The organism is Streptomyces mutabilis (assembly GCF_014649815.1).
Taxonomy (GTDB): domain Bacteria; phylum Actinomycetota; class Actinomycetes; order Streptomycetales; family Streptomycetaceae; genus Streptomyces; species Streptomyces mutabilis.
On the sequence record NZ_BMTT01000002.1, the window covers coordinates 415,269 to 436,099 of the forward strand.

The following is a 20,831-nucleotide window of genomic DNA, read 5'->3' on the forward strand; positions in this document are numbered from 1 at the left end:
CCCTTCAGTGTTTGTCATGGTCTTTCACACCCCGCTGACTAGCGGCGCTTCGACTTCCGGTCGTCCTTGACGTGACCCCGGAAGGTGCGCGTCGGCGAGAACTCGCCGAGCTTGTGGCCGACCATGGACTCGGTGACAAACACCGGGATGTGGGTCTTGCCGTTGTGCACCGCGATCGTGTGGCCGAGCATCGCCGGGACGATCATCGAGCGACGGGACCAGGTCTTGATGACGTTCTTGGTACCGGCTTCGTTCTGCGTGTCCACCTTCTTGATCAGGTGGTCGTCGACGAAGGGTCCCTTCTTCAAGCTACGAGGCATCTCAACCCGTCCTTAGCGCTTCTTGTTCGTCTTGCGGCGGCGGACGATGTACTTGTTCGACGCCTTCTTGGGCGAACGAGTACGGCCTTCCTTCTTGCCCCACGGGGACACGGGGTGACGACCACCGGAGGTCCGGCCCTCACCACCACCGTGCGGGTGGTCCACCGGGTTCATGACCACACCACGGACGGTCGGGCGAACGCCCAGCCACCGCTTGCGACCCGCCTTGCCCCAGTTGATGTTGCTCTGCTCGGCGTTGCCGACCTCGCCGACGGTGGCGCGGCAGCGCACGTCGACCAGGCGGATCTCTCCGGACGGCATGCGCAGGTGGGCCATCTGGCCCTCCTTCGCGAGCAGCTGCACGGAGGCACCGGCGGAGCGGGCGAACTTGGCACCGCCACCGGGACGGAGCTCGATCGCGTGGATCGTGGTACCGACCGGGATGTTGCGGAGGGCCAGGTTGTTGCCCGGCTTGATGTCGGCCCCGGGACCGTTCTCGACGCGGTCGCCCTGCTGCAGGTTGCGCGGGGCGAGGATGTAGCGCTTCTCGCCGTCGGCGTAGTGCAGCAGCGCGATGCGCGCGGTGCGGTTGGGGTCGTACTCGATGTGCGCGACCTTCGCCGGCACGCCGTCCTTGTCGTGACGACGGAAGTCGATCACGCGGTAGGCGCGCTTGTGTCCGCCACCCTGGTGGCGAACGGTCACACGACCGGCGTTGTTACGGCCGCCCTTGCTGTGCAGCGGGCGGACCAGCGACTTCTCCGGCGTGGACCGCGTGACCTCGACGAAGTCGGCGACGGAGGAGCCACGGCGGCCCGGCGTCGTCGGCTTGTACTTGCGGATTCCCATTTCTCAGTCCTCGTCCGATTTCGGACGATCCGGACCTCCGTCAGGAGGTCGGACCGCCGAAGATGTCGATACGGTCGCCCTCGGCAAGGGTCACGATCGCGCGCTTGCTGTCGGCACGCTTGCCGAAGCCCGTGCGGGTCCGCTTGCGCTTGCCCTGGCGGTTGATCGTGTTGACCCCGGTGACCTTGACCGAGAAGACCGCCTGGACGGCCTCCTTGATCTCGGTCTTGTTGGAGCCCGGCGCGACGATGAACGTGTACTTGTTCTCGTCGAGGAGCGCGTAGCTCTTCTCGGACACGACCGGCTTCAGCAGCACGTCACGGGGGTCCGTGAACGCCTTGCTCGCCGGGGTGACGACGGTGTTCTTGCCTTCGGCGGCGTGCCGACGCGCCTTCTTGACGCGCGCTTCCTTGGCCTTCTTCGCGGCCTTGGAGGCGATGGCGGGGTGACGGATGGCCATCAGGCCTCGCTCCCTTCGGTGTCATTGGCCTTCGGGCCGGACACGAAGGACTCGAAGGCGGCCTGGGTGAAGACCACGTCGTCCGAGACGAGAACGTCGTACGTGTTCAGCTGGCCCGGCTCCAGGATGTGGATCTGGGGCAGGTTGCGGGCGGACAGCCACGCGGCCTCGTCGGCGCGGTCGACGACCAGGAGCAGGTTCTTGCGCTCCGAGATCTTGCCGAACAGCGTCCGGGCGGCCTTCGTCGACGGGCTGTCGCCCTCGACGACGCCGGAGACGACGTGGATGCGGTTGTGGCGGGCCCGGTCGGTGAGGGCGTGGCGCAGGGCCGCGGCCTTCATCTTCTTCGGGGTGCGCTGCGAGTAGTCGCGCGGCACGGGACCGTGCACGACGCCACCACCGGCGAACTGCGGCGCGCGGGTCGAGCCCTGACGGGCGCGGCCGGTGCCCTTCTGGCGGTACGGCTTCTTGCCACCGCCGCGGACTTCGCCACGGGTCTTGGTCTTGTGCGTGCCCTGACGGGCAGCGGCCAGCTGCGCGACGACGACCTGGTGGATCAGCGGGATGCTGACCTTCTCAACGTCGAAGATCTCCGCGGGGAGCTCGACGGTGCCGGCCTTGTCGCCCGCCGGCGAAAGGATGTCAACAGTGCTCATCGGTTACCTCAGGCCCCCTTGGCCGCGGTGCGGACCAGGACGAGGCCGCCGTTCGGACCGGGAACCGCGCCCTTGATGAGCAGCAGACCCTTCTCCGCGTCAACGGCGTGGACGGTCAGGTTCTGGGTGGTGACCCGCTCGTTGCCCATACGGCCGGCCATGCGGAGGCCCTTGAACACGCGGCCCGGGGTGGCGCAGCCACCGATGGAACCGGGCGAGCGGTGCTTGCGCTGGGTGCCGTGTCCGGCGCCGAGGCCCTTGAAGTTGTGACGCTTCATGACACCGGCGAAGCCCTTGCCCTTGCTCTTGCCGGTCACGTCCACCTTGATGCCGGCCTCGAAGACCTCGGCGGTGACTTCCTGGCCGAGCGTGTACTCGGAGGCGTCGGCCGTGCGGATCTCGACGAGGTGGCGGCGGGGGGTGACGTCGGCCTTGGCGAAGTGGCCCTTGAGGGGCTTGTTCACCTTGCGCGGGTCGATCTCGCCGAACGCGATCTGGACGGACTCGTAGCCGTCGACGTCGTTCGTGCGGACCTGGGTGACGACGTTGGGGCCGGCCTTGACGACGGTGACCGGAACAACACGGTTGTTCTCGTCCCACACCTGCGTCATGCCGAGCTTCTCGCCCAGGATGCCCTTGATCTGCTTGGTCATCTTCAGATCACCGCCCTCAGAGCTTGATCTCGATGTCGACACCGGCCGGGAGGTCGAGTCGCATCAGAGAGTCAACGGTCTTGGGGGTCGGGTCGAGGATGTCGATCAGGCGCTTGTGCGTGCGCATCTCGAAGTGCTCGCGCGAGTCCTTGTACTTGTGCGGCGACTTGATGACGCAGTACACGTTCTTCTCAGTGGGCAGCGGCACCGGGCCCGCGACCGACGCACCAGTACGCGTCACCGTCTCGACGATCTTCTTCGCCGAGCTGTCGATGACCTCGTGGTCGTAGGCCTTGAGCCGGATGCGGATCTTCTGTCCCGCCATGGCTACTTCGTAGTCCTGTCTCTCGTAACGCTCTGGTACCCGGCGGTTCCTTGCAGTCCCGCTCCCCCTCCGACCCACGCGGTCGGGCGTGTCGCACTCCCGCTGACACAGATGTCCCTTGTTCGAACATCCCTGCTCTGGGAGGTGCGGGCCCTTCCGGTACCGCGGACCGGGGGCGAGAGGCCCACCGGGCGCCTGGCCGGTACCCCGCTGACACTTCCCGGAAGATTCCCGTACGTCCGCCTCTGATCAGAGGCGACGAGTACTGTGGGACTCGCTTCCGGTCCTCCCGGCGGGAGGCGCGCAGCATCGGCACTCGACCGAGCAACCCCGCTAGTCTGCCATACGGGGCGCGTCGCTGGCCAATCGAAGCGGATGACTGTACCCCACGTGATCGCGGGGTACACCTCGCGGCGTTCGTGCCTCGGTCGCTTGAAGGAAACGCCCGTACAGGCTCCGGCCGTCCGTTTCGCGATCCCACACGAACACCTCGTCGCGAGGGGCGACAGACGAAGGCGAACTCGTCGCCACCGCCCTTGTCTCCGAGATCGCCTGGTACGGGCGGTCGACGCTGTGGGGAAGCACGATGTGGGACTGCACCGCGCGTGCGTACACGCCCTTCCGTTCCCAGCGGATCGCCGCAGGTGAGCGGGGTGGGCGTCGGGACGCTCTTGCCCAGAACGGCCTCCTGCCGAGCCGCCGCAAGTTACCGCCATTCCGCTCCATCGACCGAGCCGTCGGGCGCAGGGCTTTGCCCGGGCACCCCCCCGAAGGGCACGGTGCAGACAATCGGTCACTCGTTTGGAGGGAAATCTGTGGTGACCACTGTAGACATTCGGCAGTCGTCGGGGTTACCGTTGGGATGTAGACGAGAAGTCCGTGAGGCGCGGCAGAGACGAACTGCCCGCATGCAGCACCGACAGGTACAACCACGGGAGAAGGAGGAGGACGCCATCAGGATCGCCCGGGAGAGAACGTTCTCACCGGGTACCGCAGACCCCGGAACGGAAGGTGGTCCCACGGTCACGCATCCGCGATCCCCAGGAAGGCCGGCCGTGCAGTAAGCCGGCGGATGGTGTTACAAATCCTCGGGGCCTTGGTGCCGTACGGCACCAAGGCCCCTCGACGCGTTCCCCCGACTCGGCTCCCCGACGCAGTTCCCCTACAGAGGTGCAGATGACCGCAGACACACCGCTCGACCGCATCGACGACGACGACTACCCCGCGTACACCATGGGACGGGCGGCCGAGATGCTGGGGACCACCCCGGCCTTCCTGCGGGCCCTCGGTGAAGCGCGCCTGATCACGCCGCTGCGTTCCGAGGGCGGGCACCGCCGTTACTCCCGCTACCAGCTCCGTATCGCCGCGCGCGCCCGGGAGATGGTCGACCAGGGAACGTCCATCGAGGCGACCTGCCGCATCATCATCCTGGAGGACCAGCTCGAAGAGGCCCAGCGCATCAACGACGAGCTGCGCCGCGGCCAGGCCGGGGCCTCCGGCGGCAGGACGGGGAGTGCCCGTACCGCCGAGTAGCCCCACCGCCTCCCGGCCGGCCCGCGCGGACCGGTACATTGCGGTCTCATGCCGAAGCCTGACGAGCTGATCGTTGACATCGCCGCCCTCGTGGAGTCCGGGCGGAGCAGTCGGATGTCCCTGACCGTGGTCACCGACGGTGCCGTGATCACCGGTCGCCTGGCCCCCGAAGCAGTGTGGCGGCAGCGGGTGTCCGAAGTACTGACCGGCTCCACGGACCTGGCCGAGTTCTCCGCCGTCTTCGACACCCCCGCGCGCAAGGGCGGGCCACCCACCCACCTGCACTTCCACGTCGCCCGGATCCTCCAGGGGACGATGGGCATCCCCGAGACCGGCGGCATGTACCGCGTGGCGATCGAGGACGTCAGTGCCTGGACCGTGGGGGATTTCAGCTACTCCGACCAGTGACCCGGATCCGCGCCGGATCGTGGCGTGGAAAAGGGTGAGGGCCCACCGGCAGACCGGTGGGCCCTCACCCTTTTCTGCCGCTCAGAGGGAAGCGCAGGACCCGGCGATGTCGCGCAGGCGGATCCGGTCCGTGTACCCCGAGCCGTCGCGCACGGCGGTGAGCCGGTCCCGGGTGACCATGCCGGTGCGTCGGCCGTCCGCGTCACGGATGACGAGGTGAGCCGTGCGGGCGGCGGCCATGACGGCCAGTGCCACCTCGACCGTCATGTCGTCCCAGACCTGAGGCCCGGTCGTGTCCACCGCGTCGGTGACCGTCCTGGGCGCGGTGTGGGCGCGTGTGGAGCCGGGGTGCGTCTGGAGCAACGTCAAGAAGTGCCTCCTGCGGAGTTGGGTCGGCGTTCCGGTCCGGCCTCTGGGCCTCTGAGCCGTTCTGGGCCTGGGGGCGGTTCTCAGGCCGCGGCGTCGGTGGCGGAGCGCCGTGCGGGCGCTCGCCGGGCCGCCGCGGCGGGACCGCGCCGGCCGCGTGAGGCGGCGCGCCGCTTGGGGCGCTCGACGACCGGCGCGGTGATGACGACCGGGACGCCGGAGGGTGCCTGGGCGCCGGTGATGCGGTGCAGGGCCTCCGCGCCGGCGCGGACCTGGGTGGTCTGCGGGACGATCCCGGCCGTCGCCATGAGGCGCGTCATGGCGCGGCGCTGGTTCGGGGTGACCAGGGTGACCACGCTGCCCGACTCACCGGCGCGGGCCGTGCGGCCGCCGCGGTGGAGGTAGTCCTTGTGGTCGGTCGGGGGATCGACGTTGACGACGAGGTCCAGGCTGTCGACGTGGATGCCGCGCGCCGCGACGTTGGTCGCCACCAGCACGGTCACGTGCCCGTTCTTGAACTGCGTCAGCGTACGGGTGCGCTGCGGCTGCGACTTGCCGCCGTGCAGCGCGGCGGCCCGTACCCCGCTGCTCAGCAGGTGCTCGGTGAGGCGGTCGACCGCGTGCTTGGTGTCCAGGAACATGAGCACCCGGCCGTCGCGGGCGGCGATCTCGGTGGTGGCCGCGTGCTTGTCGGCGCCGTGGACGTGCAGCACGTGGTGCTCCATCGTCGTGACCGCGCCCGCCGAGGGGTCGACGGAGTGCACGACGGGGTCGCTCAGGTAGCGGCGCACGAGCAGGTCGACGTTGCGGTCGAGGGTGGCGGAGAACAGCATGCGCTGGCCGTCGCGGCGCACCTGGTCGAGGAGCGCCGTGACTTGCGGCATGAAGCCCATGTCGGCCATCTGGTCGGCCTCGTCGAGGACGGTGATCCTGACCTGGTCCAGCCGGCAGTCGCCGCGTTCGATGAGGTCCTTGAGGCGCCCGGGGGTGGCGACGACGATCTCGGCGCCGCCGCGCAGCGCCGACGCCTGCCTGCCGATGGGCATCCCGCCGACCACCGTGGCCAGCCGCAGCCTCACCGACCGGGCGTACGGGGTGAGCGCGTCGGTGACCTGCTGTGCCAGTTCACGCGTCGGTACGAGGACCAGTCCCAGCGGCTGCCGGGGCTCGGCCCGCCGCCCGGCCGTGCGGGCCAGCAAGGCCAGCCCGAAGGCGAGGGTCTTTCCGGAACCGGTGCGCCCGCGGCCGAGGACGTCGCGGCCGGCGAGGGAGTTCGGCAGGGTCGCGGCCTGGATCGGGAACGGGACCGTCACGCCCTGCACGCCGAGTGCGGCCAGCAGCTCCGCGGGCATGTCCAGTTCGGCGAAGTCCGCCGCGGCGGGCAGCGCCGGGGTGATGGTCTCGGGGAGGGCGAACTCGCCCTGGGGCGCGGGCCGGCGGGCCCGGCCACGATCGCGGTTCGGCCCGGCGGAACGGCTCGGGGTCGGAGATCCGAATCGCTTGCCGTTCCTGCCCGGGACGGCGGCGCCGTTGCGGGTTCGAGCGGAACGGTCGTTCGTGCGTGTGCGGTTCATGCTGAACCTTCCTCGATACGGCACGTATCAAGGAAATCCCGCAGCAGGAGCGCATGGGGAATCGCAAGAACGAGCCGAATGGAACGGGAATCCCTCTTAGTGAGTCCGTGGATTCCGCGCAGTCGCTCCGCAGCGGTATTCACCGCGAAACATGAATGCAGCTGGGGCCCGCACCCCGAGGGATGCGGGCCCCAGCTACGAAGTGCGCGCCCGAGGGCGCGCCGAAAAATCAGGCGACGACGATGTTCTCGGCCGTCGGGCCCTTCTGGCCCTGCGCGATGTCGAAGCTCACCTTCTGGCCTTCGAGCAGCTCGCGGAAGCCCTGGGCGGCGATGTTCGAGTAGTGGGCGAACACATCGGCGCCGCCACCGTCCTGCTCGATGAAGCCGAAGCCCTTTTCCGCGTTGAACCACTTCACGGTGCCAGTAGCCATGTCTTGCTCTCCTTCGGGGCAGTGCATCGGCGTCCGCACTTTACGGACGCCGTGTCGCCGCGATGATTACCCCGACCGGAAAAGAAGACCGGTGTCAAAAACTTCGGGAACCACAACTGCAACTGATAACGACAGTAGCACGTTGCGGCGGCTCGTGCATGCTCCGTAATTTCACTCCGGTGCGCGCGACAGGGAAACTGTGCGCCCCTTCCGTGAAATCCTCACCCCGCGGGTACAGATTTATGGTGCCGGAATTCGACGAATTCGTCAGATGACACCCTGCGCCAGCATCGCGTCCGCCACGCGCTCGAAGCCCGCGATGTTCGCGCCGGTGACGTAGTCGCCGGGGGCGTCATAGCGCTCGGCGGTTTCGTGACAGGTGGTGTGGATGTCGTTCATGATGCGGGTCAGCTCCTCCTCTACGCGCGCCGCTGTCCAGGACGTACGGGCGTGGTTCTGGGCCATCTCCAGGGCGCTGACCGCGACGCCGCCCGCGTTGGCCGCCTTGCCGGGGCCGAAGGCGACGCCGGCCTTCTGGAGGAGGTGGACGGCCTCGGGGGTCGCCGGCATGTTGGCGCCCTCGGAGACCGCCTTGACGCCGTTGCGGATCAGGGTCGCGGCGTCGTTCTCGCGGAGTTCGTTCTGCGTGGCCGACGGGAGGGCGATGTCCGCCGGGACGTCCCAGACGCGGCCGCCCGGCACGAAGCGCGCCGAGGCGCCCCGACGCTCGGCGTACGCGTCGACCCGGCCGCGCTCGACCTCCTTGATCTGCTTGAGCAGTTCGAGGTCGATGCCCTTCTCGTCGACGACGTAGCCGGAGGAGTCCGAGCAGGTGACGGCGTTCGCGCCGAGGGCGGCCAGCTTCTCGATCGTGTAGATCGCGACGTTGCCCGAGCCGGACACGACCGCCGTCTGGCCCTCCAGGTCCTCACCGCGCTCGCGCAGCATCGCCGCCGCGAAGAGCACGTTGCCGTACCCCGTCGCCTCCGGGCGGATCAGCGAGCCGCCCCAGCCCTGGCCCTTGCCGGTGAGGACGCCGGCCTCCCAGCGGTTGGTGATGCGGCGGTACTGGCCGAAGAGGTAGCCGATCTCCCGGCCGCCGACGCCGATGTCACCGGCCGGCACGTCGGTGTGCTCGCCGATGTGCCGGTACAGCTCCGTCATGAACGACTGGCAGAACCGCATGACCTCCGCGTCGCTGCGCCCGTGCGGGTCGAAGTCGCTGCCGCCCTTGCCGCCGCCGATACCGAGGCCGGTCAGCGCGTTCTTGAAGACCTGCTCGAAGCCCAGGAACTTGATGACGCCCAGGTTCACGGACGGGTGGAAGCGCAGGCCGCCCTTGTACGGACCCAGCGCGCTGTTGAACTCGACGCGGAAGCCCCGGTTGACGTGGACGCGGCCCTGGTCGTCCTGCCACGGCACCCGGAACATGACCTGGCGCTCCGGCTCGACCAGCCGTTCGATGAGGCCGGGTTCGGCGTACTCGGGGCGGGCCGCGACGACCGGCGCGAGCGTTTCCAGGACCTCGTGGGCGGCCTGGTGGAACTCGGGCTGGGCCGGGTTGCGGTGTTCGATCTCCGTGAGGAGCTGGTCGAGCCTGGTCTGCGTCTCGCGTCGGGTCGTCACAGGGGTCCTTTCTGGCACGGCTGGCACCGGAGACCGAGGGTTCGGCACGGGGGCCGGGGAAGGCCACACGGTCCGGTCGGTCCGGTGGTGGGCGCTCGGCGCCGTTGCCGCGCGCGGGACACTTCAGTGTTACGCCCATGTAAACGTCCTGGCCAGCACTCGGCGCCCCACGCGACCACTATGTGAGACCGCGCTTTTGCATATCGGGAGTTTTCATGATGTAAGGGACGGAGGTCACCTGGGCTGCTCGGGCCGCTCCGTCACGCGTCGGCGTTCAGCATCGCAGCCGTGAGGACGTTCCCCGCGACGCCCCACCCGCCGTCGGCGACCTCGTCGACGAGCACGACGGTGGTGGGGCGGGCGCGCTCGCCGTAGATCTCCGCGTAGAGGTCGGTGGTGCGTTCGACGATCTTCCGCTTGTCCTCCGGGGTGAGGGTGCCCTCGGGGACCTTGAAGTGGGCGAAGGGCATGTCAGACCATCCCCCCGTTGGCGCGCAGGACCTGGCCGTTCACCCAGTGGCCCGCGGGGCTGGAAACGAAGGCGACGACCTCGGCGGTGTCCTCCGGGGTGCCCAGCCGCTCCAGGGGCGACGTCTTCGCGAGCTGGTCGATCTGCTCTTCGGTCTTGCCGGTGAGGAACATGTCGGTGGCCGTGGGGCCGGGGGCGACCGCGTTCACGGTGATGTTTCGTCCGCGCAGCTCACGGGCGAGGATCAACGTCATCGCCTCCACCGCGCCCTTGCTCGCCGCGTACGCCCCGTAGGTCGGGAACTGCGTGCCGACGACGGAGGTCGAGAAGCCCACGAAGGAGCCTCCGGAGCGCAGACGACGGGCCGCCTCCCGGGCGACCACGAAGGTGCCGCGGATGTTGGTGCGGTGCATGGCGTCCAGGGCGTCCAGGTCCAGGTCGGCGATCGGGGACAGGGCCATGCGGCCGGCCGAGTTCACGACGACGTCGACGCCGCCGTACTCCGCCTCCGCCCTGTCGAACAGGGCGGCGACCTCCTTCTCCTCCGCCACGTCCGCCGGTACGGCGACCGCCCTCCCGCCGGCCCCGGTGATCGCCGCCACCGTCTCCTCGGCGGACGCCGCGTCGCGGGCGTAGTTCACGACGACGGCCAGGCCGTCCCGGGCGAGTTTCTCGGATACCGCACGGCCGATGCCGCGTGATCCACCGGTGACGACGGCGACGCGCGTGTCCGCGGCGGCGGGGGTGTCAGCGGGTACGGGAGTGTCCTCGGGTGCCGGGGTCTTCTCGTTGGTGTTCGTGGTCATGGGTCCACGATGCGCCCGGCCCGCGCACGCAACCAGGGGATGTCATCCCATGGGTCGGCGGCCCGGCCCGGCGCAGAATGGAGGGCATGAGCGCTGTGAAGTACGCCGAGCTGGGAGCGTTCCTGCGGTCGCGGCGGGAGCGCATCCGCCCGTCCGACGTCGGGCTTCCGGCAGGGCCGCGCCGCCGGGTCCCGGGACTTCGCCGCGAGGAGGTCGCCCAGCTCGCGGGCGCGTCCGTGGACTACTACAACGAGCTGGAGCGCGGGGCCGGGTCGCAGCCGTCCGAGCAGATGATCGCCGCGCTGGCGAGGGCGCTGCGGCTCTCCGCAGACGAGCGGGACTACCTGTACCGGCTGGCGGACCGGCCGGTGCCCGTGCAGGGCGGCGCCGCCTCGCACGTGCACCCGGGCATGCTCGACCTCCTCGGGCGGATGACCTCGACCCCGGCGCAGGTGATCACCGACCTGCACATCACCCTCGTACAGAATCCGCTGGCCGTGGCGCTGGTCGGGGACCAGTCCGGGTTACGGGGGCCCCGGGCCAGCTTCGTCCACCGGTGGTTCACCGAGCCCGACACGCGGCTCCTGTATCCCGAGGCCGACCACGAGAGCCAGTCCCGCGCCCTCGTCGCCGACCTGCGGGCCGCGGCGGCGCGGAGGGACGCGAAGGACGCCGAGGTCGGCTCGATGATCCGTACGCTGCTCGCCGTCTCCCCCGAGTTCGCCGCGCTGTGGGCCGACCACGACGTGGCCTTCCGGCGGGACGACCGCAAGCGGATCGTCCATCCCACGATCGGCGTCATCGAGGTCAACTGCCTCAACCTCTTCAGCGAGGACGGGCGGCAGCGGCTGCTCTGGTTCACACCGGCCGTGGGGACGGAGAGCGCGGGGTTGCTGGAGCTGCTGGGGGTGGTGGGGACGCAGGAGGTGGTCAGCGCCGCTCCGACGCGTACGGGAGGAAGGTCGTCCAGGCGGTCGGGGTGAGGGCCAGGCGGGGGCCGCCCTCTACGTGCTTGGAGTCGCGGACGTGGATGGTGCCGGGGGTGGCCGCGATCTCGACGCAGGACTCGCCGTTATTGCCGCCGCTGTAACTGCTCTTGAACCACGCCAGTTCGGGGGCATCCCCGGCGAGGGTCTTGCGCATCATGTCTCTCCCAGCAGTTGCTCGATAAAGGCCAGCGACTCCCCAGGCGGGAGGGCTTGGGCTCGGATGGTGCCATATTGCAGTTCAAGGACCCTGAGCTGCTTTGGGTCAGAAACGGGACGGCCGTTGAACACACCGTCGCAACGACCCACCGCCGTACCGTCCGCGAACTTCAGCAGCTCGATCCTTCCGTCCAGTCCGGAGTGGACCTCGCGGTGCGTCGGCATCACCTGAAGTGAGACATTCCTCAACCGACCCACCTCCAGCAGGCGTTCGAGTTGCTGTCGCCACACCATTGTGCCCCCAAGCGGGCGCCTCAGCGGCGCCTCTTCCAGCACGAAGCTGATCGCAGGCGAGGGATCACGTTCGAAGACGGATTGCCGGGCAATGCGACCGGCCACCATCCGGTCCACATCATCCTGCGAGTACGGAGGCTGTGCCGCCTCGATCGCCGCTCTGGCGTGCTCCGGCGTCTGCAACAACCCAGCGATGATGTTGCACTCGTACCCCCCGATCTCAACCGCCTTCGCCTCCAGCTTCCCCAGCTCCCGCACCTTCTTCGGGTACCGGACCTTCTTCACGTCCTCCCAGGTCGCCGCGATGAGCCCGCCCGCGCCCAGCACTTCGTCGGCCCTGTCCAGATACTCCTGCCGGGGAATCCGCTTGCCGCCCTCGACCTTGTAGACGAGGTCTTCCCCGTACCCGACCGCCACGCCGAAGTCGGCGGCCCGCATGCCCACCGCCTCGCGGCGGAGTTTCAACTGCCGCCCCACCGTGGCGATGACCGCGACGCCCCACTCGTCGTCGGGGTCCACCTCCCACCCCGGCTCGTCCGTCTCGACCGTCATCCCGCGCCCCTTCGTCGTGCTCCCAGCGTTGCCCCAGCGCCCTACCCGCAGGCCCCACCCGACAGCACCGACACCACCGGACAACGACCGGACAGTGACCGTACGTACCCGCTGAGTCACTTCTCACGGTACGCACACACCGCCACGCTGAGTGACGTGAACCAGAAATCCGCCGAACTCCCCGCCTGCGTCCGCAACTTCAGCGTGCAGCTCTCCCCCACGCCACGCGGCGCCCGCCTCGCCCGCCTGCTGGGCGCCGAACAGCTCCGCGCATGGGGCCTCCCCCTGGACCCGGCCCGCCAGCTCATCGCCGAACTGGCGAGCAACGCGGCGGCGCACGGACGCGTCCCCGGCCGCGACTTCCGGCTCACGCTCTACGTCGTCGGCGACACCCTCCGCATCGAGGTCACCGACACCCGGGGCGAAGAACTCCCCCACCCGCAGACACCCGCCCCCGACGCCGAATCCGGCCGTGGCCTGCTGCTGGTCGAGGCGTTGGCGGACCGCTGGGGTGCAACGGAGGGCCGCTTCCCGCGCAAGACGGTGTGGGCGGAACTGCGGTGCGCGTCACCGGAACCCAGCTTCTGAGGTTCCGGTGCCGTCGGCGCCCTACCGAGGAAAGAACCGGGGGAGAAAGAACCCCACTCTGCCGCCAACCCGACCCGTACGCGTCACCACGGCGGCGGCATCGTCCACGAGAACACCCGCCACACCACCCGCTTCGTGGTGATCGGCAACCACCTGGTCCAGCACAAGGAGCTGTCGCTCCTGGCGATCGGCCTCGCCTGCCACATCCAGTCGCTGCCCACGGGCGCGGGCGCCGACATCAAGTCGCTCACCGCCCGCTTCCCCGAGGGCCCGACCCGCATCGCCGCCGCCCTGCGCGAGCTGGAGACGCACGGTTACCTGCGCCGCGAACGCGTCCGCACGCCCACCGGCCGCATCGTCACCCGCACGGTCTCCTGCAACCAGCCGGGCGACCGGCCGGGCCACCGGCCGAAGGCGCCCCACCATGAGGCGGCCGACACCGGATGCCCCGACCGCCGGCCCGCACGACCCGCGACGCCGGACCGACCCTCCAGGCCCCGCGAACCGCGCCCGCGCAAGGCGCTCCCCACCGTGCCGCAGCCCGACTGCAAGGTCCCCGGCCTCCTCCGGACAGCCGTCGACCTCCTGACCGACCTGCGCCGACACGACTCCCGGCTGCTGCTCTCCACCGCCGACACCGCCCACCTGGCCCCCGGCGTCGCCGCCTGGCTGGAACGGGACGTCCTCCCCAGCGCCGTACGCCGCGCCCTCACCGCCGACCTGCCGGACGAACCCCTGCACCGCCCGGCCGCCCTCCTGGCCCACCGCCTGTCCGACCGGCTTACGCCCCCGGCGCCGTTGCGCGCCCCGGCGCCGCCGCCACCGGCCAGACTCCCGCTCCACAACCGCGACGGCTGCGACCGCGGCTTCCGCGCCCCGGAGCCGGGCCTGTGCCGCGACTGCCGTACGACGGCGGCCCCGAGCGGGGGCGTCCCCGCCTGATGTCCCCTCTCATCCTCGCTGACCAGGAGAAACACCTCACGATGTTCGCGTCTCAGTACCCCAATCGCCCCGGACGGCTACCCTGGCCAGTGCACTCCCGGGAGGTCTCCATGAGCACGCAGGCCGATCACGGGCACGGGTTGGTCCCCCGCCCCGAGCAGACGCCGGACGCTTTGCGGGCCGCGCTTGCCGCCGTCGATCCGAAGCGCCTTCCGGAGATGCAGCGGACCAAGGACGAAGCCTTCGCCAAGGCCGTGGAGTGGCAGTCGCTCAGCCCCGTGCGGAGCTGGGTGCTGACCTGGGCCCGCGACATCGAGATCGCGCGACGGCCCGACCTCGCTGCCCGACACGCCCATGCCAAGAACAACCTGGAACACGAGGACGCGGACGTTGCCCGGGAGGCGCTGCGAGAGCTGAGTGCCGTACTGGACGAAGCGATGAAGGCTGTTCACGCTTGAGCTGGGCCTGGGAGTACGCCTTCGGCGCGGAGGAAGCCGCCCGTACAGCGCCGACCGCCTTCCTCACCGAGGTGGAACGCAAGGCCGCCGAGCTGGTCAGAGCGGCAGAAGCGCAGTATCTGCACGGTCGCTCGCACACAGGGGGCGACCCGAAGGGCGGGGACATCGCGGTTCCCGGCGGCATGTTCACCTACCAGATCGTCGTGCGGGCCGAACGCGTCTACGTCGTGCAGATCACCCACCTGGGCTTCTGAAACCTCACGCGAGCTGACCGTCACAGGTCCGGACCAACCTCTTGCCCCCGCCCCTCCCCCGTCGCAAGCTCCCCTCATGGAGCTGGAGTTGCGGCATCTCAGGACGGTCCGGGCCATCGCCGACGCCGGCAGCCTCACCAGGGCGGCCACGGTGCTCGGGCTCGCGCAGCCCGCGTTGAGCGCACAGCTCAAGCGGATCGAACGGGCCCTCGGCGGGGCGTTGTTCGAGCGGGGCCGGCACGGAGTGCGGGCCACCGCGCTGGGGGAACTGGTACTGGAGCGGAGCCGGATCGTGCTGCCCGCGGTGACCGAGTTGCAGCAGGAGGCCACGCGGTTCGCGCGAGCGCCGCGTACCGCACGGCACCTGCGGCTGGGCGGGACGCACGGGCCGCTGCTGGGTGCCCTGGTGGACCGGCTGGCGGACGTGGCGCCGGACGCCCGGATGACGACCTGTACGTCGTGGTCGGAACGTGAGCTGGCCGAGCAACTGGCCGAGGGGCGGCTGGACTTCGCGCTCGCCGGGACGTGCGGTTCCGCCGCGCCGCCCGGTGCGGCGGGGCTGGTGTGGCGGGAGGTCGCCGTCGACCCGGTGTTCGTGATGGTGCCCGAGCGGCACCCGCTCGCCCGGCGGGCCGAGGTGGACCTGACCGAGCTGGCGGACGAGGAGTGGGCCTGCGTACCCGGTGACGGCTGCTTCGGCGACTGCTTCACCGCGTCGTGCGCCCGCGCCGGGTTCACGCCGCGCCGCATGTACGAGACGGACACCGCCTCACTGGTGCATCTGGTGCAGGTGGGGCGGGCGGTCGGGCTGTGCCGGGCGACCTTCCCGACCACCCCCGGCATCGTCACCCGGCCGCTCACCGGCACGCCGCTGGCCTGGCGGCACCTGCTGGGCTGGCACGCGGTGACGGGGCGGGCGGACACCGCCGCGACCGTGCTGGCGCAGGCCCGCATGGCGCACGCGGGGGTGGCGGCGAGCAGCGACAGCTACACGGAGTGGATGGCGGCGCACCGGGTGCCCTGAGCCGCCCGTGCAAGGTTCCATAACGCCGGGGAGAGGGCCGGCCGACGTCTTACGGCACCCGGTCGGCCCTCCCTACGGTTTCGGCACCTCCCCACCGAAACCGAGGAGATCCCCCATGCCACCCATCCCCCACCGTCACCGGCACACCAGAGCCGTGGGCGCCGCCGTCGCCGCGACGGCCGCCCTGCTCGTGGCCGGGCTCAGCGGCTCCGCGAGCGCCGGGACGGCCCCCGACGCGACGGCCCCCACCGCCGCGCAGACCCTGCGCACCGACGCCGCGCCGCCCGCCCTGCTCCGGGCCATGGAGCGCGACCTCGGCCTCGACCGGCGGCAGGCCGAGCGCCGTCTCGCCAACGAGGCCGACGCGGGTGCCGTCGCGGGCCGGCTCCGTGCCGCGCTCGGCGCCGACTTCGCGGGCGCGTGGGTGCGGGGCGCCGAGTCCGGCACGCTGACCGTGGCGACGACCGACGCGGCCGACGTCGCGGCGATCGAGGCGCAGGGCGCCGTGGCGAAGGTCGTACGGCACTCGCTCGCCGACCTGGACGCGGCCAAGTCCCGCCTCGACCGGGCCGCCGCGGTGCGGGACGGGGACGCCGCCGACGCGCCGGTCCGGTACGTCGACGTACGGACGAACACGGTCACCGTGCAGGCCGTACGGCCGTCCGCCGCCCGTGTCCTCCTCGACGCGGCCGGGATCGGCGCCGGGCTCGCGCGCGTCGAGAGCACGGCCGAGAAGCCGCGTCCGCTGTACGACCTGCGGGGCGGCGAGGCGTACTACATCAACAACAGCGGGCGCTGCTCGGTCGGCTTCCCCGTCACCAAGGGCGGCCAGGAGGGCTTCGCCACGGCAGGCCACTGCGGGCGGACCGGGGCGAGCACCACCGGGTACAACCGGGTGGCGCAGGGCACCTTCCAGGGCTCGGTCTTCCCGGGCCGGGACATGGCGTGGGTGGCGGTCAACTCCAACTGGCGGGCCACTCCGTACGTCAGCGGCGCCGGCGGCCAGAACGTCCAGGTGACCGGGTCCACCCAGGCGCCGGTCGGGGCGTCCGTGTGCCGTTCCGGCTCCACCACCGGCTGGCACTGCGGGACCGTCCAGCAGCACAACACCAGCGTGACCTACCCCGAGGGCACCATCACCGGCGTCACCCGCACCACGGTGTGCGCCGAGCCCGGCGACTCGGGCGGCTCGTACATCTCCGGCAGCCAGGCGCAGGGCGTCACCTCGGGCGGCTCCGGTGACTGCCGCAGCGGCGGCACGACGTTCTTCCAGCCGATCAACCCGCTGCTCCAGAACTACGGCCTCACCCTGAAGACCACCGACGACGGCGGTCCCGAGGAGCCGCCGCCCGGTGAGGGCGGCACCTGGGCGGCCGGCACCGTCTACCAGCCGGGCGACACGGTGACGCACGGCGGCGCCACCTACCGCTGCATTCAGGGGCACCAGGCCCACGCGGGCTGGGAACCGCCGAACGTTCCGGCGCTGTGGCAGCGCGTGTGAACGGCTGAGTGACCCACGGGGGACGGCCCCTGGGACGGCCCGCGGGGGGGTACGGCCCACGGGGGACGACGGGGACGGGCCCGGCCGCGCGAAGGGAGAGCGCCCGGGCCCGGTCACGTCGGTCACGACCGGCGGTCAGGTGCGGGTGGCCTTGCCGCACTCGTCCGGCTCGGTGCCCGTGAGGGGCTTGCTGCGGTCGTACGGGTCCGTCAGGGGCCCGGTGGCCGGGTCACCGCCGGCCGCGTCGTCGCCGAACCCGGGGTGCAGATAGCCGTCGTCGACACCGCAGGCGGTGTTCCCGTGCTCGGAGAAGTACTTCTCCACCAGCAGCCTGCCCTCGGTCACGTTCCATCGCGCCGGGTCGTTCAGCGTCAGGGTGAGCACACGCCGGACGATCGTGCGCGCCACCCGCCCGTCGTCCTCCTGGGCCCGTACCAGCGGGTAGACGAAGGTGTAGTCCGCGTCGACCTTCACGACGCCCTCCTCCCCGGCGGACAGCTCCATGCGGCCCCGGACCTTGACGACGTCCCCGGCGAGGCGGACCTCGTCGGGGTCGAAGCGGGTGAACATCCGCAGCGGGTCGTGGTCCTCGTCCGGCTCCCGCAGGGACCGGCGCAGCTTCGGCAGCAGTTCCGGCTGCTTCGGGTCCAGGACCGCCAGGGCCTCCTCCGGCCATTCCCCGCGCAGTACGGCGGGGTTCAGGTTCGCGGCGACCAGCAGGTCCTTGGTGCGGCGCAGCGCGAACGCCACGTCCTTCTCGCTCATCCCGGACAGCGCCTTCGCCTCCGGTACCTCGATGGCGTCGGCGCCCTCGGCCCACTGCTCGGCCGGGGAGCCGCGGAAGGGGTGCTCGCGGGTGGCCCGTCCGGACCGGGCGGGGTCCGCGGGAGCGCCGGTCGGCTGCGCGGACTCGGCGGCAAGCGGTCCGTCCGAGCCGTCCTCGCCACCGGGGAACAGGTCCGTCACCAGCGAGGGGCGTACGGCGACGACCGCGAGCAGCGCCAGCACCAGTACGCCGACGACCGCGCCCACGCGGCGCCGGCGGGAGCCGCCGTTTCCGAGCTGCGTCGCCGGGCCCGTACGCCATCCGGGCGGGGTGGCCTGCGGCGGGCCCTGCTCGCCGCGCTTGCGGCCGCCCCGGGCGCGCCGCGCGGCCTCGTCCTCCTCGTGCAGGCGCCGGGCCACCATCCGCGCACGGGCGGAGGGCTCCTTGGGAGCGGCCGCGCCACCGCCCTCGGCGGCCTCCCGCAGGAAGGACTCCAGTTGCTCGTCCGAGAGGGACGGGGCCGGGTCGTCGTCGGGGCGGTCGGGAGGCGGGACGGTACTCACGGACTCACTTTCCGGGTGACGGGTGACGGGTGATCAGGGGCGGCACGGGGCCGGGCTCGCGGTGATCAATCGTGTCGCCATGCGGAGGAGAAGTGCACAGCTGTGCGGAATTCGTGACCGAACCCGTACACGCCCCGCTTCCGCCCGCTGCCTTCCGCCCGCTGCCTTCCGTCCGCTGCCTTCCGTCCGCTGCCCGCCGCCCGGGTCACGCCCGCAGGAACGCCAGCACCGCCAGCACCCTGCGGTGCGTGTCGTCCGCCGGGGGCAGGTCCAGCTTGGCCAGGATGCTGCCGATGTGCTTGCCCACGGCCGCCTCGGAGACGACGAGCTGGCGGGCGACGGCCCCGTTGGACCTGCCCTCCGCGACCAGCGCCAGCACCTCCCGCTCGCGCGGGCTGAGCCGGGCCAGGGGGTCCCGGCGGCGGCGCAGCAACTGGCGTACCACCTCCGGGTCGACGACCGTGCCGCCGTCCGCCACCTCGGCCAGCGCCTCGACGAACTCCTCGACCTGGCCGACGCGGTCCTTGAGCAGGTAGCCGACGCCGGTGCCGTCGCCGGAGTCCAGCAACTCGGCGGCGTAGGACCGCTGTACGTACTGGCTGAGGACGAGGACGGGCAGACCGGGGCGCCGCTCCCGCAACCCCACCGCCGCGCGCAGGCCCTCGTCCTGGAAGCCGGGCGGCATGCGCACGTCGGTGACGACGACGTCCGGGGCGTGCTCCGCGACGGCCGCCACCAGCGCCTCCGCGTCACCCACCGACGCCACGACCTCGTGCCCGAAGCGGGCGAGCAGGCTCGTCAGACCGTCCCGCAGCAGGACACTGTCCTCGGCCAGTACTACGCGAAGGGTTCGGTCGTCCACTCGCAAGGGATCTCCACGCGCAACAGGGTCGGTCCGCCCGGCGGGCTGGACAGCGAGATTCTGCCATCCAGGACCGACACCCGGTCGGCGAGTCCGGTCAGGCCGCTGCCCGCACGGGCCTCCGCATCGACATCGGCACCGGGCTCGGCACCGGGCTCGGCAGCACCGACCCGGGCACGGTCCTCGGCGCCGCCCCGGCCGTTGTCGCGGATCTGCAGGCGCAGCCGTCCGTCGCGGTGTCCGCCGGTCACCTTCGCCCGGTCGGCGCCGCTGTGCTTCGCCACGTTGGCGAGGGCTTCGCAGACCACGAAGTAGGCGGCGGCCTCGACGGCCCGGGGCAGGCGGCCGGGCAGCTCCAGGCGGACGTCCACGGGGACGGCGGAGCGGTCGGCGGCGTCCTCCACGGCCGCCGCCAGGCCGTGGTCGGCGAGCACCTTCGGGTGGATGCCGTGGATCAGCTCGCGCAGCTCCTCCAGGGCACGGCCCGCCTCCCCGTGGGCCTTGGCCAACTGGTCGGCGAGCGGGCCGGGCGGCGCGTCGAGGCGGGCCAGGCCCAGGGTCATCGTCAGGGCGACCAGGCGCTGCTGGGCGCCGTCGTGCAGGTCGCGTTCGATGCGGCGGCGCTCGGCCTCGAAGGCGTCCACCAACCGGACGCGGGAGCGGGTGAGTTCGACGACGCGGGCGTCCAGGGTCGCATCGCGCGGAGCGCCCAGGAGTACGCGGGTGAGGGCGGCCCGTGCGCCCGCCGCCAGGCCCAGCGCGTAGGCGCCCAGGACGAGCAGAAGCAGTCCCAGTACCGCCGCTCCGAACGCCGTCGGCCAGGTGGTGACCGTCCACTGCTTGAGCACCTTCGCCTCCTCGCCGTCCCCGACGGTCGCCATCAGCAGGGGCGTGGCGAGGGTGGCGAGCGGAAGGGCCAGGGCCGCGGTGACGACGAGGGCGTCCAGCGGCCAGAGCACCGTGGCGAGCAGCAGGGCGTGGCCCAGGTCCCGCCAGCTCGCGGGCTCGCGCAGGCGGGTGGTGAGCCAGGGCCAGGGACCGTAGGCGGTGGGCTGCCGCCGGGGTAGGCCGGGTGCGGGGGCGCGGTCGGCCAGGCGCAGCCGGAGCCTTTCCAGCCGGGCCACGGGGAGACCCGCGAGGGCGGTGAGCACCAGGAGCGGGAGTCCCACCACGACGACGGAGAGGGCTCCCCCGACGGTCACCACGACCACCAGCCCCACCAAAGTCACGGCACCGGCGAACGCGCCGGTCAGCAGGTAGGCGACCGCACGCCAGGGCCACGCCGACAGCAGGAAGCCGGGGGCGGACATGGCCTGCCACACGTTTCGGGGACGCATGCCGATCACCGTAGGACTGCGGTGCGCGTCGCGGCCATCGGCCTGGGCGGAGGAAGGGGGTAGGGCC

Annotated in this window: 26 protein-coding genes; 9 read left to right on the forward strand and 17 right to left on the reverse strand. The window is 71.3% G+C overall.

Going from position 1 to position 20,831, the window contains the following annotated elements; all coding sequences use genetic code 11:
• Positions 1–38 precede the first annotated feature (38 nt).
• From rpsS to rpsJ, 6 genes are read right to left on the reverse strand one after another with little or no spacing between them, the layout of a single operon-like run.
• A complete protein-coding gene (gene rpsS, locus IE142_RS06095) occupies positions 39–320 on the reverse strand; it encodes a 30S ribosomal protein S19 (RefSeq protein WP_003974263.1) in 282 nt (93 codons plus the stop codon).
• 12 nt (positions 321–332) lie between these two features.
• Positions 333–1,169 (reverse strand): 50S ribosomal protein L2, encoded by an 837-nt coding sequence (gene rplB / locus IE142_RS06100; RefSeq protein ID WP_019329639.1) that lies wholly within the window; start codon positions 1,167–1,169, stop codon positions 333–335.
• Positions 1,170–1,209: 40 nt separating this feature from the next.
• Positions 1,210–1,629, reverse strand: coding sequence for a 50S ribosomal protein L23 (gene rplW, locus IE142_RS06105; protein WP_019329640.1), 420 nt, complete (start codon positions 1,627–1,629; stop codon positions 1,210–1,212).
• Positions 1,629–2,285, reverse strand: a complete 657-nt coding sequence (gene rplD, locus IE142_RS06110) for a 50S ribosomal protein L4 (protein WP_043381026.1) — start codon at positions 2,283–2,285, stop codon at positions 1,629–1,631. The genes rplW and rplD overlap by 1 nt, the downstream gene beginning before the upstream one ends.
• A gap of 8 nt (positions 2,286–2,293) precedes the next feature.
• The gene (rplC, locus tag IE142_RS06115; protein WP_019329642.1) at positions 2,294–2,938 is read right to left on the reverse strand and encodes a 50S ribosomal protein L3; all 645 of its coding nucleotides are present in this window, start codon (positions 2,936–2,938) and stop codon (positions 2,294–2,296) included.
• Between the two features lie 16 nt (positions 2,939–2,954).
• The gene (gene rpsJ / locus IE142_RS06120; protein WP_003948644.1) at positions 2,955–3,263 is read right to left on the reverse strand and encodes a 30S ribosomal protein S10; all 309 of its coding nucleotides are present in this window, start codon (positions 3,261–3,263) and stop codon (positions 2,955–2,957) included.
• Positions 3,264–4,439: 1,176 nt separating this feature from the next.
• Here rpsJ and IE142_RS06125 point away from each other — a divergent pair.
• Entirely contained in the window at positions 4,440–4,796 is a 357-nt protein-coding gene (locus IE142_RS06125) for a MerR family transcriptional regulator (protein ID WP_043381031.1), read from the forward strand.
• 48 nt (positions 4,797–4,844) lie between these two features.
• Positions 4,845–5,204: a hypothetical protein gene (locus tag IE142_RS06130; RefSeq protein WP_191884732.1), complete on the forward strand. Its 360-nt coding sequence runs from the start codon at positions 4,845–4,847 to the stop codon at positions 5,202–5,204.
• 81 nt (positions 5,205–5,285) lie between these two features.
• Here the strand turns inward: IE142_RS06130 and IE142_RS06135 are convergent, their stop codons facing one another.
• From IE142_RS06135 to IE142_RS06160, 6 genes are all read right to left on the reverse strand, one after another.
• Positions 5,286–5,573, reverse strand: coding sequence for a CBS domain-containing protein (locus tag IE142_RS06135; RefSeq protein ID WP_191884733.1), 288 nt, complete (start codon positions 5,571–5,573; stop codon positions 5,286–5,288).
• Between the two features lie 80 nt (positions 5,574–5,653).
• A complete protein-coding gene (locus IE142_RS06140) occupies positions 5,654–7,144 on the reverse strand; it encodes a DEAD/DEAH box helicase (RefSeq protein ID WP_191884734.1) in 1,491 nt (496 codons plus the stop codon).
• A gap of 229 nt (positions 7,145–7,373) precedes the next feature.
• Complete coding sequence (locus IE142_RS06145; RefSeq protein ID WP_019329653.1) at positions 7,374–7,577, reverse strand: cold-shock protein; 204 nt, start codon at positions 7,575–7,577, stop codon at positions 7,374–7,376.
• Between the two features lie 267 nt (positions 7,578–7,844).
• A complete protein-coding gene (gene gdhA / locus IE142_RS06150) occupies positions 7,845–9,203 on the reverse strand; it encodes an NADP-specific glutamate dehydrogenase (protein ID WP_191884735.1) in 1,359 nt (452 codons plus the stop codon).
• 260 nt (positions 9,204–9,463) lie between these two features.
• Positions 9,464–9,673, reverse strand: coding sequence for a 4-oxalocrotonate tautomerase family protein (locus tag IE142_RS06155; RefSeq protein ID WP_043381037.1), 210 nt, complete (start codon positions 9,671–9,673; stop codon positions 9,464–9,466).
• 1 nt (position 9,674) lies between these two features.
• The gene (locus tag IE142_RS06160) at positions 9,675–10,478 is read right to left on the reverse strand and encodes an SDR family oxidoreductase (RefSeq protein WP_191884736.1); all 804 of its coding nucleotides are present in this window, start codon (positions 10,476–10,478) and stop codon (positions 9,675–9,677) included.
• A 77-nt stretch (positions 10,479–10,555) separates the two neighbouring features.
• Between IE142_RS06160 and IE142_RS06165 the strand changes: the two genes are divergently transcribed.
• Positions 10,556–11,461 (forward strand): helix-turn-helix transcriptional regulator, encoded by a 906-nt coding sequence (locus IE142_RS06165; protein ID WP_191884737.1) that lies wholly within the window; start codon positions 10,556–10,558, stop codon positions 11,459–11,461.
• On the opposite strand, the gene IE142_RS06170 is transcribed toward IE142_RS06165, so the two are convergent.
• Together IE142_RS06170 and IE142_RS06175 are read right to left on the reverse strand one after the other, a co-directional pair.
• The gene (locus IE142_RS06170) at positions 11,409–11,624 is read right to left on the reverse strand and encodes a DUF397 domain-containing protein (protein WP_191884738.1); all 216 of its coding nucleotides are present in this window, start codon (positions 11,622–11,624) and stop codon (positions 11,409–11,411) included. The two genes, IE142_RS06165 and IE142_RS06170, sit on opposite strands and share 53 nt — an antisense overlap.
• Positions 11,621–12,469, reverse strand: a complete 849-nt coding sequence (locus IE142_RS06175) for a helix-turn-helix domain-containing protein (protein ID WP_191884739.1) — start codon at positions 12,467–12,469, stop codon at positions 11,621–11,623. The genes IE142_RS06170 and IE142_RS06175 overlap by 4 nt, the downstream gene beginning before the upstream one ends.
• 156 nt (positions 12,470–12,625) lie before the next feature.
• Between IE142_RS06175 and IE142_RS06180 the strand changes: the two genes are divergently transcribed.
• The 6 genes from IE142_RS06180 (at position 12,626) to IE142_RS06205 (ending at position 17,236) form a co-directional block, all read left to right on the forward strand.
• Positions 12,626–13,057 carry an ATP-binding protein gene (locus tag IE142_RS06180; protein WP_191884740.1) on the forward strand — a complete coding sequence of 144 codons (432 nt, stop codon included), beginning with the start codon at positions 12,626–12,628 and terminating at the stop codon, positions 13,055–13,057.
• Between the two features lie 135 nt (positions 13,058–13,192).
• A complete protein-coding gene (locus tag IE142_RS06185; protein ID WP_370466303.1) occupies positions 13,193–13,999 on the forward strand; it encodes a helix-turn-helix domain-containing protein in 807 nt (268 codons plus the stop codon).
• Between the two features lie 110 nt (positions 14,000–14,109).
• Complete coding sequence (locus IE142_RS06190; protein WP_029394273.1) at positions 14,110–14,457, forward strand: hypothetical protein; 348 nt, start codon at positions 14,110–14,112, stop codon at positions 14,455–14,457.
• A complete protein-coding gene (locus IE142_RS06195; RefSeq protein ID WP_191884741.1) occupies positions 14,454–14,711 on the forward strand; it encodes a hypothetical protein in 258 nt (85 codons plus the stop codon). The genes IE142_RS06190 and IE142_RS06195 overlap by 4 nt, the downstream gene beginning before the upstream one ends.
• A 76-nt stretch (positions 14,712–14,787) precedes the next feature.
• A complete protein-coding gene (locus IE142_RS06200; RefSeq protein ID WP_191884742.1) occupies positions 14,788–15,735 on the forward strand; it encodes a LysR family transcriptional regulator in 948 nt (315 codons plus the stop codon).
• A gap of 115 nt (positions 15,736–15,850) precedes the next feature.
• Positions 15,851–17,236 carry a carbohydrate-binding protein gene (locus IE142_RS06205; RefSeq protein WP_229830174.1) on the forward strand — a complete coding sequence of 462 codons (1,386 nt, stop codon included), beginning with the start codon at positions 15,851–15,853 and terminating at the stop codon, positions 17,234–17,236.
• A 135-nt stretch (positions 17,237–17,371) separates the two neighbouring features.
• Here IE142_RS06205 and IE142_RS06210 read toward each other — a convergent pair whose 3' ends face one another.
• The 3 genes from IE142_RS06210 to IE142_RS06220 all read right to left on the reverse strand — a co-directional run bounded on the left by IE142_RS06210 (position 17,372) and on the right by IE142_RS06220 (position 20,764).
• Positions 17,372–18,565 (reverse strand): hypothetical protein, encoded by a 1,194-nt coding sequence (locus tag IE142_RS06210; RefSeq protein WP_191884743.1) that lies wholly within the window; start codon positions 18,563–18,565, stop codon positions 17,372–17,374.
• Positions 18,566–18,770: 205 nt separating this feature from the next.
• Positions 18,771–19,433 (reverse strand): response regulator, encoded by a 663-nt coding sequence (locus tag IE142_RS06215; protein ID WP_191884744.1) that lies wholly within the window; start codon positions 19,431–19,433, stop codon positions 18,771–18,773.
• Positions 19,403–20,764: a sensor histidine kinase gene (locus IE142_RS06220; RefSeq protein WP_191884745.1), complete on the reverse strand. Its 1,362-nt coding sequence runs from the start codon at positions 20,762–20,764 to the stop codon at positions 19,403–19,405. The genes IE142_RS06215 and IE142_RS06220 overlap by 31 nt, the downstream gene beginning before the upstream one ends.
• Between the last annotated feature and the right edge of the window lie 67 nt (positions 20,765–20,831).

Bases quoted from the DNA above. Each gene is read 5' to 3' on its own strand.
- rpsS (WP_003974263.1), bottom strand. From the start codon at position 320: ATGCCTCGTAGCTTGAAGAAGGGACCCTTCGTCGACGACCACCTGATC.
- rplB (WP_019329639.1), bottom strand. From the start codon at position 1,169: ATGGGAATCCGCAAGTACAAGCCGACGACGCCGGGCCGCCGTGGCTCC.
- rplW (WP_019329640.1), bottom strand. From the start codon at position 1,629: ATGGCCATCCGTCACCCCGCCATCGCCTCCAAGGCCGCGAAGAAGGCC.
- rplD (WP_043381026.1), bottom strand. From the start codon at position 2,285: ATGAGCACTGTTGACATCCTTTCGCCGGCGGGCGACAAGGCCGGCACC.
- rplC (WP_019329642.1), bottom strand. From the start codon at position 2,938: ATGACCAAGCAGATCAAGGGCATCCTGGGCGAGAAGCTCGGCATGACG.
- rpsJ (WP_003948644.1), bottom strand. From the start codon at position 3,263: ATGGCGGGACAGAAGATCCGCATCCGGCTCAAGGCCTACGACCACGAG.
- IE142_RS06125 (WP_043381031.1), top strand. From the start codon at position 4,440: ATGACCGCAGACACACCGCTCGACCGCATCGACGACGACGACTACCCC.
- IE142_RS06130 (WP_191884732.1), top strand. From the start codon at position 4,845: ATGCCGAAGCCTGACGAGCTGATCGTTGACATCGCCGCCCTCGTGGAG.
- IE142_RS06140 (WP_191884734.1), bottom strand. From the start codon at position 7,144: ATGAACCGCACACGCACGAACGACCGTTCCGCTCGAACCCGCAACGGC.
- IE142_RS06145 (WP_019329653.1), bottom strand. From the start codon at position 7,577: ATGGCTACTGGCACCGTGAAGTGGTTCAACGCGGAAAAGGGCTTCGGC.
- IE142_RS06155 (WP_043381037.1), bottom strand. From the start codon at position 9,673: ATGCCCTTCGCCCACTTCAAGGTCCCCGAGGGCACCCTCACCCCGGAG.
- IE142_RS06160 (WP_191884736.1), bottom strand. From the start codon at position 10,478: ATGACCACGAACACCAACGAGAAGACCCCGGCACCCGAGGACACTCCC.
- IE142_RS06165 (WP_191884737.1), top strand. From the start codon at position 10,556: ATGGAGGGCATGAGCGCTGTGAAGTACGCCGAGCTGGGAGCGTTCCTG.
- IE142_RS06170 (WP_191884738.1), bottom strand. From the start codon at position 11,624: ATGATGCGCAAGACCCTCGCCGGGGATGCCCCCGAACTGGCGTGGTTC.
- IE142_RS06175 (WP_191884739.1), bottom strand. From the start codon at position 12,469: ATGACGGTCGAGACGGACGAGCCGGGGTGGGAGGTGGACCCCGACGAC.
- IE142_RS06190 (WP_029394273.1), top strand. From the start codon at position 14,110: ATGAGCACGCAGGCCGATCACGGGCACGGGTTGGTCCCCCGCCCCGAG.
- IE142_RS06200 (WP_191884742.1), top strand. From the start codon at position 14,788: ATGGAGCTGGAGTTGCGGCATCTCAGGACGGTCCGGGCCATCGCCGAC.
- IE142_RS06205 (WP_229830174.1), top strand. From the start codon at position 15,851: ATGCCACCCATCCCCCACCGTCACCGGCACACCAGAGCCGTGGGCGCC.
- IE142_RS06220 (WP_191884745.1), bottom strand. From the start codon at position 20,764: ATGCGTCCCCGAAACGTGTGGCAGGCCATGTCCGCCCCCGGCTTCCTG.